The sequence below is a fragment of the Tunturibacter psychrotolerans genome, assembly GCF_040359615.1.
GTDB classification, from domain to species: Bacteria; Acidobacteriota; Terriglobia; order Terriglobales; family Acidobacteriaceae; genus Edaphobacter; species Edaphobacter psychrotolerans.
Genome location: NZ_CP132942.1, coordinates 3,626,547 through 3,641,698, shown reverse-complemented (window position 1 = coordinate 3,641,698; position 15,152 = coordinate 3,626,547). Strand labels below are relative to the sequence as shown.

13 protein-coding genes are annotated in these 15,152 nt (G+C 58.2%); 10 read left to right on the top strand and 3 right to left on the bottom strand.

The window, feature by feature from the left end; genetic code table 11:
• Positions 1 to 283 precede the first annotated feature (283 nt).
• The 8 genes from RBB77_RS15105 to RBB77_RS15070 all read left to right on the top strand — a co-directional run bounded on the left by RBB77_RS15105 (position 284) and on the right by RBB77_RS15070 (position 8,332).
• Positions 284 to 1,180, top strand: coding sequence for an alpha/beta fold hydrolase (locus tag RBB77_RS15105; protein WP_353062570.1), 897 nt, complete (start codon positions 284 to 286; stop codon positions 1,178 to 1,180).
• Between the two features lie 179 nt (positions 1,181 to 1,359).
• Positions 1,360 to 2,394 (top strand): FUSC family protein, encoded by a 1,035-nt coding sequence (locus RBB77_RS15100; protein WP_353062569.1) that lies wholly within the window; start codon positions 1,360 to 1,362, stop codon positions 2,392 to 2,394.
• Between the two features lie 66 nt (positions 2,395 to 2,460).
• Positions 2,461 to 4,056 (top strand): 4-alpha-glucanotransferase, encoded by a 1,596-nt coding sequence (gene malQ / locus RBB77_RS15095; protein ID WP_353062568.1) that lies wholly within the window; start codon positions 2,461 to 2,463, stop codon positions 4,054 to 4,056.
• Between the two features lie 37 nt (positions 4,057 to 4,093).
• Entirely contained in the window at positions 4,094 to 4,279 is a 186-nt protein-coding gene (locus RBB77_RS15090) for a hypothetical protein (protein ID WP_183761474.1), read from the top strand.
• Positions 4,276 to 4,878 carry a 3-hydroxyacyl-CoA dehydrogenase NAD-binding domain-containing protein gene (locus RBB77_RS15085; protein ID WP_353062567.1) on the top strand — a complete coding sequence of 201 codons (603 nt, stop codon included), beginning with the start codon at positions 4,276 to 4,278 and terminating at the stop codon, positions 4,876 to 4,878. Before RBB77_RS15090 ends, RBB77_RS15085 begins: the two co-directional genes overlap by 4 nt.
• A 128-nt stretch (positions 4,879 to 5,006) precedes the next feature.
• Entirely contained in the window at positions 5,007 to 6,263 is a 1,257-nt protein-coding gene (locus RBB77_RS15080) for an ABC transporter permease (RefSeq protein ID WP_353062566.1), read from the top strand.
• Between the two features lie 4 nt (positions 6,264 to 6,267).
• On the top strand, positions 6,268 to 7,509 hold the full coding sequence (locus RBB77_RS15075; protein ID WP_353062565.1) for an ABC transporter permease: 1,242 nt from the start codon (positions 6,268 to 6,270) through the stop codon (positions 7,507 to 7,509).
• Positions 7,510 to 7,663: 154 nt separating this feature from the next.
• Entirely contained in the window at positions 7,664 to 8,332 is a 669-nt protein-coding gene (locus RBB77_RS15070) for a pentapeptide repeat-containing protein (protein ID WP_353062564.1), read from the top strand.
• On the opposite strand, the gene RBB77_RS15065 is transcribed toward RBB77_RS15070, so the two are convergent.
• Both RBB77_RS15065 and lpxB read right to left on the bottom strand, forming a co-directional pair.
• On the bottom strand, positions 8,333 to 10,315 hold the full coding sequence (locus RBB77_RS15065; protein WP_353062563.1) for a M1 family aminopeptidase: 1,983 nt from the start codon (positions 10,313 to 10,315) through the stop codon (positions 8,333 to 8,335).
• A 45-nt stretch (positions 10,316 to 10,360) separates the two neighbouring features.
• Positions 10,361 to 11,575, bottom strand: a complete 1,215-nt coding sequence (lpxB, locus tag RBB77_RS15060) for a lipid-A-disaccharide synthase (protein ID WP_353067641.1) — start codon at positions 11,573 to 11,575, stop codon at positions 10,361 to 10,363.
• A 57-nt stretch (positions 11,576 to 11,632) separates the two neighbouring features.
• Here lpxB and RBB77_RS15055 point away from each other — a divergent pair, with 57 nt between their 5' ends.
• Together RBB77_RS15055 and RBB77_RS15050 are read left to right on the top strand one after the other, a co-directional pair.
• On the top strand, positions 11,633 to 12,301 hold the full coding sequence (locus RBB77_RS15055; RefSeq protein ID WP_353067640.1) for a YdeI/OmpD-associated family protein: 669 nt from the start codon (positions 11,633 to 11,635) through the stop codon (positions 12,299 to 12,301).
• 74 nt (positions 12,302 to 12,375) lie between these two features.
• Positions 12,376 to 13,107 (top strand): alpha/beta hydrolase, encoded by a 732-nt coding sequence (locus RBB77_RS15050; protein WP_353062562.1) that lies wholly within the window; start codon positions 12,376 to 12,378, stop codon positions 13,105 to 13,107.
• Here RBB77_RS15050 and RBB77_RS15045 read toward each other — a convergent pair.
• Complete coding sequence (locus RBB77_RS15045) at positions 13,104 to 15,140, bottom strand: ABC transporter ATP-binding protein (protein WP_353062561.1); 2,037 nt, start codon at positions 15,138 to 15,140, stop codon at positions 13,104 to 13,106. The genes RBB77_RS15050 and RBB77_RS15045 overlap by 4 nt on opposite strands.
• Between the last annotated feature and the right edge of the window lie 12 nt (positions 15,141 to 15,152).

The following is a 15,152-nucleotide window of genomic DNA, read 5'->3' as shown; positions in this document are numbered from 1 at the left end:
GAGGGACCATCCCTTCGGGGCTTTGTTTTGCCTATCGTTTGGTTTGGAAATTCGAGAGCGGAGGGAATAAATTCTGCTGGATGCGGTTAAGGTTTTATAGCCATTTGAAATGAGTGGATTTCTCGATCATAGAATTCAACTCCATTTCCAGGGGCAGTGCATCTCATTAGCGGAGCGAATCGTGGGTACTGAGGGAAAGTTTGCACACAGATACCGCATTTCACGGAGATCGATGATGTCGGGCGGTGCAGTTGTTGCGGCTGGCTTGTACGGAGGGATGAGGATGCCGCTGTTTGCTGAATCGCGATCTGGGGCGGCCTCGTTCGAGGTTGTCTATCGTACGATAGACGTGGATGGTGTGCAGGTTTTCTATCGGGAGGCAGGTGCGGTAGACGCTCCGGTTCTGCTTCTTCTGCATGGCTACGCAAACTCATCACATTATTTTCGGCAGTTGATGCCACGTCTTGCGGATAAGTTCCGTCTGATTGCTCCGGACATGCCGTCTTTCGGCTTCACTGTGGTTCCGGAAGCGCGAAACTACGATTACTCCTTCGCTGGCCTTTCGAACACAATCAAGGCGTTTGTGGATGCGCTTGGGTTGAAGAAGTTTGGGCTTTACGTCTTCGATTACGGTGCGCCCGTAGGGTTCAACCTGGCGCTGTCCTATCCGGAGCGGGTGACAGCTATCATCTCGCAGAACGGCAATGCCTATGAGGAAGGTTTAGGTGAAGGGCCATGGCGCCCGGTCCGTGCCCTATGGAAGGACCCGAGTGAGACTAACCGCAATGCGATACGGGAACGGTTTACGTTCGATGGAGTGCGGGCTGCGTATCTGCACGGTGTTTCGAACCCATCGTTGGTTGCGCCCGAGGCTTACTGGCTCGATACCGCAATATTAGCCAGACCAGGCAATGACAAGATTCAGATTGATCTGAAGTACGATTACCGCAACAACGTGGCGCGGTATCCCCTCTACCAGGAGTACTTTCGCAAATACAAGCCCACGGCGCTGGCCATATGGGGCAAGAACGATCCCTTTTTCATTCCACCGGGAGCGGAAGCGTACCGGCGTGACATTCCAAACGCGAAGGTTCAGTTGCTGGATACGGGGCACTTTGCCCTCGAAACAAATCTGGAAGATATCGTGAAGGCTATTCGACAGGTTCCCCTCAAAGCCTAGGGCGATTAGGTGCTTAGCGCTGGTGTGACTGTCGGGTGCGGTCCCGATGGTACGCTTGGATCGATTCTCGAGATTTCTGTGAGGACGATTCGATGGAAACCAGCGGGCAGGATCTCCAGGGTCGCGATCATTCGTCAGACGTTGTGGACGGTCGTCGTCTGCCAATGATATCGAGAGCTGTGGCATGGATCGAACGAATCGATCCGGGGACGCACCGTCGTATCAAGGGACTTCGTCTGGTCACGGCTTGTGGGATTGCGTCGTTATTGGGCACGGTGCCGTCGATCTTGCAGGGGCTGCAAGGCGGCAAGTCACTGGCCTTTCTTGCCGGTGGATTTGCTCTGTGGGCGAGTGTGTCTGAGGCCCGGATCGTTCGGTGTGAGTCGAGCCGCGATCTTGCTCTGTTGTGCGGAGCCGGAGTGCTGGGCGCAATGTTGATGATTGGTCTGACTCCACTGGTGATAGGGACGGGTCGACCGGGTGCGGAGCTTATTCTTGCGTCCGGTGCCTTCTTGGTCGGATATCTGAAGCGGTACGGAGTTCTTGGCGCCGGGATAGGATCTCAAATTTATCTTGGCCAACTCTTCGCCTTTGGATTGGGGCTAACGGCTGCAGACGTGAGGATGGTTGGGGTTGCAGGATTGATTGGTGCTGTCGGGGCAATCGTTCCTCGACTCCTGAGTGGCCCAGCTGAACATCCAGCCGTTTTGCTGACGACTATGCCGGGAGATTCACAGAAGAATGAGCTGCCGGCATTGTTTATGGGTTTGCAGGCTGCGGCGGCTGCGGTGCTGATCGTCGCATTGAATGATGCCATAGGACTGACAGAGTCCGCATGGGCGATTACAGCATCCACTTACGTTATCGCGAGCTCCGCGGCTGGCACGATCGAACGGGTTCGACGACGGATTGTGGGGACGATGATAGGGGTGCCGCTTGGGCTTCTGTGTCTTCCGGTAGCCGACCGTGCGCCGCTGGTGGTCTGGGTGGCGGCGGGAGTTGCCATGATTGTCTACGCGATGGCGCTACCAGAGCGGTATGACGTAGCATGTGCCGCCTTTGCTTTTGCGCTGATCGTCACTATGGCGGCGGCCGGAGATCACTCGTTCAGGCTGCTTGCATCGAGGGGCTGGGAGACAGTGATTGGAGGTGTAGTCGGTGCGGTAGCCGCGATGCTGATCGTGCCGCGTTGGACTCTTCGACATGGCCGATAGTTCTGGGATTATCTGCTGTTGCGTTGGTTTCTGGCATCATAGGTTGAAGTGACATGAGGGGGCTGGATGAGTGGGGACGTAAAAAATCAGGAGCGGCTGTCGGGAGTTTTGCTGCATGTGACGTCGCTGCCGTCGTATGGTGGGATCGGGGACTTTGGACCGGCGGCTCACGCGTTTGTGGACTTTCTGGCGGCGGCGAAGCAGAGGATGTGGCAGGTGCTGCCGCTGAGTCCTACCGGGTATGGGAGTTCGCCCTATTCGGCGCTCTCTGCGTTTGCGGGGAATCCGTTGCTGATCAGTCTGGAACTGCTGGTAAACGATGGGTGGATCGCGGGGGAGAGGATCGCGGGCCTGCCTGGGCATGATGGCCCTGCCGACTTCGAGGCGGCGTTCCGGTTGAAGCTGCCTCTGATTGAAGAGGCTGCGGGGAATTTTCTGGACCATGCGCCGGATGACAAGCGCGCGAAGTTTCAAAAATTCTGTGAACATAACAGCTCGTGGCTGCAAGACTATGCGATGTTCAACGTGCTTCGTCGCCTGCATAACTATGCGAGCTGGCATGAGTGGCCGGAGGAGTACGCGCGGCGTGAGGGCGACGCGTTGAGCAAGCTGCTGAACGATCATGGACGCGAGCTTGCGATCGAACAGGTGATTCAGTTTTTGTTCAATGATCAGTGGTGTACGTTGCGGGGGTATTGCGCGGCGCGGAAGATTCGCATCATGGGCGATGTTGCGATCTTCGTGAACTATGACAGCGCGGACGTGTGGACGCACCCCGAGATGTTCGAGCTCGATGAGGACCTTAAGCCAGTTCGGGTTTCGGGTGTGCCTCCGGACTATTTTTCCGCGACTGGACAGCGGTGGGGCAACCCGCTTTACAAGTGGGGGCTGTTGAAAGAGCGCGGATTTGATTGGTGGGTGGCGCGGATTCGGAGATCGCTGACGTTATATGACGTGATCCGTCTGGACCACTTTCGCGGATTTGAGGCTTTCTGGTCGATTCCCGCTGAGGAGGAGACGGCGATCAACGGGCAGTGGATAAAAGCTCCGGGCCATGAGCTGTTTCAGCGGTTGAAGGAGGTCTTTGGGGAGCTGCCATTTGTGGCGGAGGACTTGGGGCTGATTACGCCTGAGGTCGATGAGCTGCGGGAGCACTTTGGAATGCCGGGTATGCGGATCCTGCAGTTTGGCTTCTCCGATCGCGGAGCGCACCTTTACCTTCCGCATCGGTATGTTCCGAATACAGTGGTGTACACGGGAACGCACGACAATAACACGACGCTGGGATGGTGGAGGGACAATGTGAGCGACGTGGAGCGCACGAATGCGCAGACTTATCTACAGAAAATTGACCACGACGATGATGTTGTCTGGGCGATGATTCGCGCGGCGGCCCGGTCGGTTGCGAATCTATGCGTGTTTCCCCTGCAGGATGTGCTGCATCTGGGGAGCGAGGCGAGGATGAACACGCCCTCGGCTGGTGCGGGAAACTGGAGCTGGCGGTATGGCACGGATGCGATCCATCCGGACTTCGCGAGCCAGCTTGCCGAGTTGATGGTGATGACCGATCGCGATGGTTGGGAGAAGCCGACCGAGGGTGGCGAGGCCGGCAAGCCTGTGGAAGAAGCGTCGAAACGGGCAGAGCTTGGCGCGAACGTTTAGACTAAAGCGGTAGCTTAATTCTCAGGAGCACCAAAGCATGCCTCTCTCTGGCGAAGCAATCCGCACTATGAACTACGTTGACGACATCTCGGTTACGTTGCGCCGCATTCTCGCGGTGCTGCCGTCGCTGACAGAGGAGGAGCGCCAGCGCGTGTCCGAGCATATCAAGGGCGCGGAGCCGAGCTATGAGTCCGTGATCACGGCAGTCGCGAGCAAGAAGTGACGGAAGAGCCTGTGGGCCAGCCATCGCCCGAGATTCGCAGGGTTGCGATTATCGGGGCCGGGGTGGCTGGTCTCAGCTTCGCTCTAGCTTGTGTCGCTGCGGGCTTTGATGTTGTTCTGGAAGATGTGATGCCGGCCAATCTGTGGCGCGCTGAGGCGGAGTACTCGGACTTGAGTGCTCGCGTGGCCGCTGGAAGTCTGGAGTTGGCACAGACGGTCGAAGACGCTGTGCGTACGGCTGATATTGCGGTGGACTTTGTGCCGGATGAGTTGGAGTCGAAGCTGGAGATCTTCAGCATGATCGACCGGATGGCACCGCCGAAGACCATCTTGTGTACCCCTAGCTATGCGTTGAGCATCACGGATCTTGCTTCCTGCGTGTATCGGCCGGAGCGATGTTTTGCTGTGCGGGGAGATCTCGTCCGTGGCGATGCCGCGGTGGCACCGCTCGTGCGTCTGTTGTACCCGGCGGCAACTCAGGAGTCGATCGTCGAGACGGTGCGTGTTTTTTTGAGTACTCTTGGAGTTGCGGTCCAAGTAGAGGCCGATCCGGACGAACCTGTCCTGAGAAAGAATGCTTCACCTTCGGTGTCGCGATAGCTTGCGCTCCTGTTTACTTTCCCTTTCCGTGTTCGCGAAGTTGTCTGTTTTTATCTGGAATTCGTGGGGAACTGTTTCAATCAACCCTACGTAGACCATTGCGGAGAGTCTTCGTCCAACCATAGCTTATGCGCGCCCTTTTCAATGTCTTTGCTCAGGTATTCCGGTCGATCGGTGCTAATAAGCTGCGTTCGTTCCTCACTATGTTTGGGATTGCTTGGGGCGTGGCTTCGCTGCTGCTGCTGATTGGGTTGGGCGAGGGTTTTCGCTCGGGGCAGCGCCGTGGGTTGGCAGAGCTTGGCACCGACGTGATCATGATGTGGGGCGGAACGATTCCGGTGCTGCCGGAGCAGCATGTGGGGATGCGTCCGTACAAGCTGACGATGAGCGATGCCGCGGCGATTCGCGCCGAGGCGCCGGATGTTCGGAACGTGACAGCCGTCATCAATCGCAGCGATCTGAAGCAGGTGAGCGACTTTTCGAGCGCGGGTGGACAGGTGCTCGGAGTCGAGCTTAACTACCCGGAGATTTCAAATCTTCCGATCGCGCAGGGAAGATTCCTAAATCAGGAAGACATGGCTGAACGGCGTCAGGTGGTGATCCTCGGGCAGCGGATGGTGGGGCTGCTGTTTCCGGGACGGCCGCCTCTGGGCGCGGTGATCACATTGAATGGCTATCGCTTTCAGGTGATTGGGGTGGCTAAGAAGGTTGGGCGCGGTAATAACGACGGGAGCAATCAGCGGATCTACATTCCCCTGACGACGATGCAGGAGTTCTTCCCGCTCACCGGCGACAATATTCCACAGGATTCGATCTCTCAAATTCAGTATCAGCCGCTGACAGAGGAATTGAACGAGACCGCGAAGTCCGAGGTGCATAAGGTCATCGCGACGCGGCACGGTTTCGATCCTGCTCGAAAAGAAGGATTTGAGGAGTGGGACACGATCAAGTCAAACCGCATGGTGGGACTGATCTTTACTGCGATGGACGTGTTTCTGGGCGGCGTTGGGATTGTGACGCTGGCGTTGGGTGCGGTGGGGATTATCAACATCATGCTGGTGACAGTGACCGAGAGGACCAAGGAGATTGGGCTAAGAAAGGCGCTGGGTGCTACGAATCGAAGCATCCTCTTTCAGTTTTTTCTAGAGGGGCTGACGTTGACGGCACTGAGTGGGTTGATCGGGATTATCGGTGCTGCGACGCTGATGGCTGCGCTTGGTTCGGTGGTGGGGAATAACGACATGGGGTTCGATCCGCCGCGACTTGTGCCGTGGTCGGCGGCGATGGCGATGGGGACGCTGACCCTGTGCGGGATTGTGGCAGGACTTTACCCGGCGAGGCAGGCCGCAATGCTGGCTCCCGTTGAAGCGCTGCGAAAGGAATAAGAACATGCTGAGCGACATCCTTGGACAGGCTATCGAGGCGATGAAGCATAATCGCCGGCGCACGACAATTACGATTGTGGGCATGGCGTGGGGCATCGCGACAGTAGTACTGCTGCTGGCCTACGGTGCAGGATTTGGTCAGGCGTTTGAGAACATCTTTGCGCAGTTCGGAACGAACATGATCGGCGTGTTTCCTGGACGGACGAGCGAACAGGCGGGTGGATCGAAGGCCGGCGTGCAGGTTCGCTTAACGCAGGATGATGTGGAACGGATTCAGGAGACAGTGCCCGGCGTGATGCGCGTGGCTCCGACGGTGGATAAGACCGTACCGGTGCAGAACGATCTGCATAGCTTTAGCTGGGATGTGACTGGGATTACGCCGGAGTTGCAGTCGATCCAGAGACTCGAGCTTGCGGAGGGACGGGCAATCACTGAGGCAGATGTGCAGCAGAGGGCACACGTGACGGTGATTGGTTCAGAGGCAAAGACGAAACTGTTTTCGGGACTATACCCGATTGGCGAGAAGATTCGGCTGAATGGCGTGAGCTTTGAGGTGGTGGGGGTGATGACGCCGAAGATGCAGGAGGGCGACGACAACGACATTAACCGTCAGGTGAATGTGCCGCTGACGACGATGAGCGATATCAAGGACACAAAGTACCTCGATGGCATCTGGATGGACTACAAGGGAGAGCCAAAGATGGTAGAAGAGGCGCTGCGGAAGACTCTCGCTACGGCGCATGGATACCGGCCGAGCGATCGTCGCGCGGTGTTTGTGGCGAACATTATGGAGCAGTTGACGCAGTTTCGGATTATCTCGCTGGGGCTTCAGGTGTTGCTGTCGTTCATTGGCGCGCTGACGTTGGGAATTGCGGGTATCGGGCTGATGAACATCATGCTTGTGAGCGTGCAGCAGAGAACGCGTGAGATTGGTGTCGAGAAGGCGCTGGGTGCGAGGAAACGGCATATCCTGATGCAGTTTCTGGCCGAGGCGCTGGTGATCTCGGGTGTTGGTGGTGTGGGTGGGATTGCGCTGGCGTATGCGGTGGCAAAGGGAGTGGGGCGGATTACGTTCTATAGTGCGCTGGCCTCGAATGCGGAGGCGGGAGATATTCATCTGCTGATTTCGCCGAACACAGTGCTGGTTGCGACTGTGATCCTGGTTATTGTCGGGACGATCAGCGGTATGATTCCGGCTATGAAGGCGGCGAGTCTGGATCCGATTGAGGCGTTACGATACGAGTAGAAGCACACTCTTTCGTCTCGTTCCTGAGCCATGGCTAACAAATTGATAGGTGCAGTTGCGCGAAATTCGACGAACTTGGCTAGCATGAAGAGTGTCGGTCGTCGGAGAGGCTCGCAGACAGATGGCTGGTCACTAAGAGTTTGCGGAGGCGCAGTTGAAGCAGGCCAAGAGTCCCAAGGAGTTTGTATTCCATCGTCGAGAACCCGAGATTCACGACGATTTGATCGCTGTGGTTGACGCAGAAGCTCTTTTCGGACGGGATGTGATCTCGGTTTCCGAAAGTCTGATCGAGGGAGTGCAATTTCAAGAGCGCAATGCAACGTCTCTCTTCATCGAGGCTTCGGTTGTCGAGCGCGTCAACCTGTCGAACTGGAGCTTTGGTTCGATCAAGCTGGCGGATGTACGCCTGGTCAACTGCGATCTGGGGAATCTCGAAGCCAGGGCAATGAACATGGTGAGGGTGGAATTCATTAACTGCCGAATGACCGGGTTTCGTGCGGGGAAACTGGAGTGTCAGGACGTTCTGATCTCACAGGGTGACCAACGGTACTCTCAATTCCGGTTCTCTCATTTCAAGTCGTCGGAGTTCGAGTCCTGCAACTTCGAGGATGCCGATTTTTACGGAACAGATCTGTCAGGAACGCGGTTCCGGATATGCAATCTTCGAAATGCGGAGATGAGCAAGACGAAGCTTGTCGACGCGGATCTTCGAGGGTCCGTAGTGGACGGAGTTCAGATGAACGCAGAGGATATTCGAGGCGCGGTGGTTGATGCGTCGCAGGCGATGTTGTTTGCTCCGCTTTTGGGCATACGAATCGCGTAGTTAGTTTTCTGTCTGCTCGCGCTTGTAGGGTTTCTGCATGGAGGCGCGGGCTTCGTTGACCGCGCCCTGGGTGTTGTCGTTGGTCTGGACGGCCAGACGATACTCGTTGACGGCGCGATCGCGCTGGCCGGTGACGTCGAAGATGCGGCCGAGTTCGATGTGGCTCCAGACCTCGACCCATTTGGGATCGCCGTCGCCTCGGAGGGCGTCGCGGAAGCTATTGGCGGCGGACTGGTAGTTACGCTGCATGAAAAAGATTTCGCCGATACGATATGCAGCGAGCGAACTGTTTTTGTTGGCGTCGAGGGCCTTTTGATATTCGATAAGGGCGCCGGTCAGGTCTCCCTGCGCGACCAGCTCCTGGCCACGGAGAACGGCGACGCGGACGGCCAGGTCAGGAGTGCTCTTTAGTAGCCAGTTGTCGGGGTCGACGCTGATGCGACGGGGTCGGCCGAAGGTTTCGATGGAGTATTGCGAGTCGGAGCCGGAGATGTCTACGCGGCGGATCTCGGTTTTACCGTCAGTTTCGATGCGGAGTTCAATCGGCATGCGGAAGAGGTCGAGGTCCTGGGTAATGGCACCGACGGTGCGGAAGCCCTTGTTGTCGCCGAGGCGGAAGACGGAGTACTTGTCGGCGAATGCGGGGGCTCCGGTGCCGTCAAGCCACTGAGCGAAGAACGCCTGGAGTTCGAGGTTGGACTGTTTTTCGGCGATGGTCTGAACGTTGGAACTGCGGACGGATTTGTCGGCGTACTCCGAAAGAATGGCACGGAGGAACTTGATGAAGACATCGTCTCCCATCTCCCAGCGAAGCATGTGGAAGACCATGGCTCCTTTTTCGAGAGTCATGGATTGGAACTGAGGAGAGAAGGGGTCGAGGCGGCCGATAGTGGTTAGGGGTTCGGTGTCGTAGGCAAGAGCGCCGGCGGAGATATCGGTGATGGCTGACTGGAAGGCGTTTTTGCCGGAGGAGTCCTCGAGGTACATCAGCTCAGCGTAGCGTGACATGCCGTTGGTGATCCAGGCGTCGTTCATGGTTGCGGGCGAAACCTGGCTGCCCCACCACTGATGGGCAAGAGTGTTGGAGAGCAGACGCTGCTCGTTGCGGGCGGCGATGCGGTTGCCGGCAATCGCGGCGATCTCGGGGGCCCATGTGGCGGAGACGGTGTCGTCGGGCAGTTCGACGAGGTTCATGTGCGTGGATTCGGGTTGGCCGAAGGTGCCGGACATGAAGAGATATTCTCGCTCGCCAAGGCTGGCGAAGTCGTGGGCGTGGTCTTTGTGCTTCTCGGTGACGTAGACGCGCATGTTGCCGGCGGTGATCGGCTCAAGAAACTTGCCGGCAATGATAGTGCCGGGGAAGCCGGGTTTAGCCCACTTGAAGGTGTGTTCGGTGCGGTTGCCAGGGAGGCTTTTAGCTGCTGCTACGCCACTGCCGGAGCCTACGACACGCTCGTCGGATGGGACGCGGATGTGCATCTCGGCAGTGAAGCGGTTGGTGAAGAGGCCGGTCATGGGGAACCAGCGGCCGGGATAGAGCAGGATGCTGATGGGATCTTCGATGGAGGCGAGCTTGATGCCTTCGACGGGGCTGGTTTCAGAGCCTTTGAGGGTGCCGGCGTATGTGAAATGGAAGGTCGTGCTAGTGCCCTTCGGGATTGGCGCCGCGAGCGTGAATCGGACGGTGCTGTTGTTGGTGAGGCGCTCGGATTCGAGAGGGTGACCCTGGGCGTCCGTGACCTTGGTGATCTGCAGACCGTTGTTCAGCTCGAAGGTGGGGGTGGTGAGTTCTTCGAGTGCGGTGAAGGTGACGTCGGCAGTGGCGCTGAGGCGGTTGACCGAGGGGTCGAGGTCGGCGTTGATGAGATAGCTGGTGATCTGGAGCTGCGGCTTAGCCGGCGCGGCCCAGACCATGGCCGTGAGAAGACAGAGCGTGAGGGCTGTCAGGGATGTCGTTCGAAGGATGCGGAAGAGAGCGGACATGCGAGCTAAGGTTCCTCAAAACACAATGGTACAGCGGTCGATTGATTAGACGCTTGCAGGGACGTTTCGGCCACCTGCGGGAGTATTTCTCGGTAAAAGTGCTTCGACTGCATCGGCCACCTGCAGGATGGATGAGGATTTCGAGGTTGGTCGGAGGATTTGGCCTACCTCGGCGAGATCGGCGATCATCTGCTCGCGCTCAGGGCTGTCATTGAGCAGAGGCCGCAGGACGGAGGCTACGTTTTCAGCGGTGAATCGGTCCTGCAGGAGTTCGGGGACGATGCGGCGGCCGGCGATGAGGTTAACCATGGCGATGGGCAGATTGCCGTCGGCGTCGAGGGGGGCAGGGATCTCCGGCGGGTAGTGGACAAGGCGTTTTGCCAGCCGGAAGGTGAGCGGGGAGACTTTATAGACGACGACAAAGGGGTTGCCGATAACGGCGGCCTGTACTGTGGCGGTTCCGCTGGCGACGACGCTGGCGCGGGCGTGATGGAGGGCTTCGCGGGCGTCAGGGACGAGGTGCACTGGCGAGTCTGCGCGGCCGCGTTTGCTCGCAGATATAAGTTGCTCGACCCATTCACGTTTGAGGGTGGAGGCGACAGGGACGATGTACTCGTAACCAGAGCCGAGCGCGGCGGCCGCGGCGAGCATGGTCGGAAGGTTGAGTCTTACCTCCTTGGATCGCGAGCCGGGCAGCAGAGCGATCCACGGCTTGTCGGGGTTCAGGCTGTGCTGCTGGGCGTAGTCTTCGCGCGAGATGGTGGGAAGGGGCAGTTCGGCCAGGGGATGACCTACGAAGGCGGCATCGACACCTCGGGCCTGATAGAACTTTTCTTCAAATGGAAAGATGACCATCATCCGGCTTACGCGCTGCTGGACCCAGCGGAGGCGGCGAGGCTTCCAGGCCCAAAGCTGCGGGCTGACGAAGTAGATCACGGGGATGTTGAGTTTCGTCAGTTCGCGGGCGAGGCGAAAGTTGACGTCAGGAAAGTCGATGAGGACGGCGACGTCGGGGCGGCGTTTCTTTATGGATGCGACGAGGCGGCGGTACTCTCCGTAGATGTAGGGCATGTGCCGGATGACCTCGGTGATGCCCATGTGGGCGACGTCTTCGGCTCGGACGACGCGGTTGAGGCCCGCGGCTTCCATCTCTTTGCCGCCGAGGCCGAAGCTGGTGAGCCCGAGGTGGCGGCGGCGGAGTTCGATGAGGAGCTGGGCGCCGTAGTGGTCGCCGCTGGCTTCGCCTGCAGAGAGAAAGATGCGCGGGTTGGGGCTCGTGACGATGAAACCAGTGTAGATTTTTCTGGAGAGGATTGCATGGCTTTAAGTGCAGTCAAGAGGTTTCGCGGGGTGTTGGAGCCAGCCAGTAATGGGCTGGGGTGGGTGATCGTGTGGCTTCCGTTCGAGATTGAGAAGACATGGAAGAAGATGGTGCGGTTACGGGTAAAGGTCGAAATTGGTGGAGAGGTATTTCGGACATCTTTGTTTGGTGATGCTGTACGGGGTGGGTATTTCGTACTCGTGAATAAGAAGATGCAGAGGGCGGCAGCCGCGAAGGTTGGGGCGATGGTGGACTTTGCGATTGAGCCGGATCTGGACGAGCGCGAGGCGGTGGTGACGCAGGAGTTTGAGAGGTTGCTGAAGGGGCAAAAGAAGTTAGCGAAATGGTATGGAGAACAAAGCGAGTCCAGGCAGCGCGACGTAGGTAAGTGGTTGGGCGCGGTGAAGAGTGTAGAGGCGCGACAGCGGCGGGCAGAACAGGTGGCTGAATGGATGTTGTTGGCGATGGAAGGGGAGAAGGTTCTGCCGCCAGTGATAGAAGCGGCGTTCGGCCGGGTGCCTGCTGCGCGCAAAGGATGGCACGCGATGACCTTGACGCAGCGGCGGAACAGTCTGCTTGCGGTGTTTCACTATCAGAGCCCGGAGGCCCGCGAGAAGCGCGTGAAAAAGCTGCTTGAGGATTGCTTGAGGGCGGTGGGAAGATGAGAGACCGCATTCTTTCTGTCGCGTTGGACGTTGTCGGCCGGGTGTTTCTCCGAAGAGACCGCTTGAACGGCTCGATGAAACGTTTGCTCGATGAGTTTGCCTTTGACCAAGAGCGTCTGACTATTCGCAGTGGGGGTAGAGATCTGTCCGCTGTGTATGTTCGTGCGAGCGATGACGCGCCAGTGTTTCTGATCTGTCACGGGATTGGAGAACAGGTCGAATATTGGAGCGGCATTCAGGAGTTATTGAGGTCGATGGACGTTTCTTCGCTTGTGTTCAATTACTCCGGGTATGGTGCTAGCTCCGGCAGAGTCAGCGTAGCGCATTGTGAAGAAGATGCGATTGCGGCTCATCGGGAGTTGAAGGACCGCGGGCACCGGTCTATATTCCTGCTCGGCTTTTCTCTTGGAAGCGGCGTGGTTTTATCTGTCGCTCCACGGCTGAAGATCGACGGCGTCATTCTTTGTCAGGGATATTCCACGCTTCGTGAGGCGGCGCTCGCGATGGGCTTTCGACGTTGGATGACTTACGCGATGCCGGACGTCTGGCACAACCTCCGACAGTTGAATGCAACGACGACGCCGGTTCTTGTAGTTCACAGCGATGGGGACCAACTGTTCCCGGTGGCTATGGCGCAGCGAGTTTATGAGGCTTGTGGGAAGGGTGGGGAACTGATCATCGTCTCTGGATTTGCACACGATGGGCCGGTCTACTTTCCGACGGAGGCATACTGGCGCCCCGTCGTTGAGTGGGCAGAACGAGTGTCTTCGAGGATCACGGTACGGGAGTTACCTGCAGGAGACTAGTCGGCGCTGAGTGGTTCGAGCGGAACCGAATCGCTGCCGGTGCCGAGTTCCTGATCACGGTACTGGAGTTGGTAGAGCTTCCAGTAGAGGCCTCGCTCGGTGAGAAGCTGCTGGTGGGTGCCGCGCTCGCGAAGCTGGCCCTTGTGCATAACGAGGATGGTGTCGGCGCGCTGAATGGTGGAGAGCCGATGGGCGATGAGGATGGAGGTGCGGCCGGTGATCATGCGGGAGAGCGCGAGTCGGACGCGGAGTTCAGTGTCAGTGTCGACTGAGGAGGTGGCCTCGTCGAGGATGAGGATTCCGGGTTCGTGGGCGAGGGCGCGGGCGAAGCTGATGAGCTGCTTCTGGCCGGTGGAGAGGGTTGCGCCACGTTCGCGGACGGGCTCGTCGAACTGTAGGGGAAGAGAGCGGATGAAGTCGCCCACGTTAACCTCGTCCGCTGCCCGCTGCAGGCGCTCGTCGGTGATCCACTTGGAGCCGAGGCGGATGTTGTCGGAGATGGTACCTGTGAACAGGAAAGGATCCTGCAGGACTACGCCGAAGCGCTGGCGGAGTTTTTTTAGATCCTGTTTGCGGACGTCAACACCGTCAACCCGGATGCTGCCGCGCTGGATGTCGTAGAAACGCATCATCAGGCCGGTGATGGTGGTCTTACCGGCGCCGGTGTGGCCGACGATTGCTGCGGTCTCGTCGGGTTCGACGATGAAGGTGACTCCGCGAAGGATCCACTCGATGTCGGCGAAGGTGTTGAGTTCTTCTTCGGTTGCGGCAGCTACGCGAGTGCTCTGGGCTTCGTCAAGAGCCTGATAGGTGAACCAGACGTTGCGGAACTCGACGCGGCCTGAGTTGTCGCCCGCTACAGGAGAAGCAGGGGAGACGATGGTGGGTTCGGTGTCGAGCAGCTTGAAGACGCGTTCGCTGGCGGCCATGGCGGCTTGCAGGATGTTGTATTTTTCGCTGAGGTCCTGAATGGGCCGGAAGAAGCGTTGGGCGTACTGGATGAAGGCGATGAGGATGCCTACCGTGACGACGCTGCTGGCCTTCGGCAACGCGTGAAGAAGAGGTTGAAGCTCGTGTAACTGCGTGGCCTGAAGGTAGTGGAGAGCTGATATGCCGCCGCGCCAGATGACGAGCGCGATGGCTGTGGAGCTGAGGAACTCGACCACCGGGTAGTAGACCGCGTAGGCGAAGATGGCGTCGGTCCAGGCTTGTTTGTTTTCGGCATTGACGGAGGAGTAGTCGTTAAAGGCGCGGCGCTCGCGGTTGAAGAGCTGCACGATAGACATGCCGGAGACGTACTCCTGCGTGAAGGAGTTGATGCGCGCTGTGGCGGCGCGTTGACGGCGGTAGCTGTCGCGAACGTGGCGGCGGAAGATCTTGGTGACGTAGAGGATTGCCGGGATGACTGAGAGTGCGAGCAGGGCAAGGGGCCAGCTCATTCGCAGCATGATGAGGACGATGAAGAGGAGAACGAAGATGTCCTCGAAGATGGCGAGGACACCCGAGGTAAACATCTCGTTGAGGGCGTCTACGTCCGAGGTGACGCGAGTGACGAGTTTGCCGACCGGATTGTGATCGAAGAAAGAAGGCTGCATGCGCTGCAGGTGACGGAAGATCTGGCTGCGAAGATCGAACATGATCTTTTGACCGGTCCACTGCATCATGTAGGTCTGGGCGAACTCGAGTACGTAGGTGAGGAGGAGCGCCCCGAGGTAAAGGCAGCCGATCTGGGTGATGCCTGTCATAGGGCGCGAGCTGAGATGGCGGGCGAGCCAGGACAACTTGGCGGGCGTCGTGTCGGTCATGTAGGTATCGACGGCGACCTTGACTAGGTACGGACCCATGACGTCGGTGGAGGCCTTGAAGAAGATGGTGAGAGCGGAGAGTCCGGTCTGCAGTTTGTAGGGCTTGAGATAGGTAAGGAGACGGCGCATCAGACGTCCGTCGTAGGCCTTGCCGGCGACTTCATCGTCCGCAGGTGGCTTTTTTGCGGTCTCTTCCTTGGGATCCTTCGGTTTCTGCTCGTCTGCCATAGGCAATCTCTA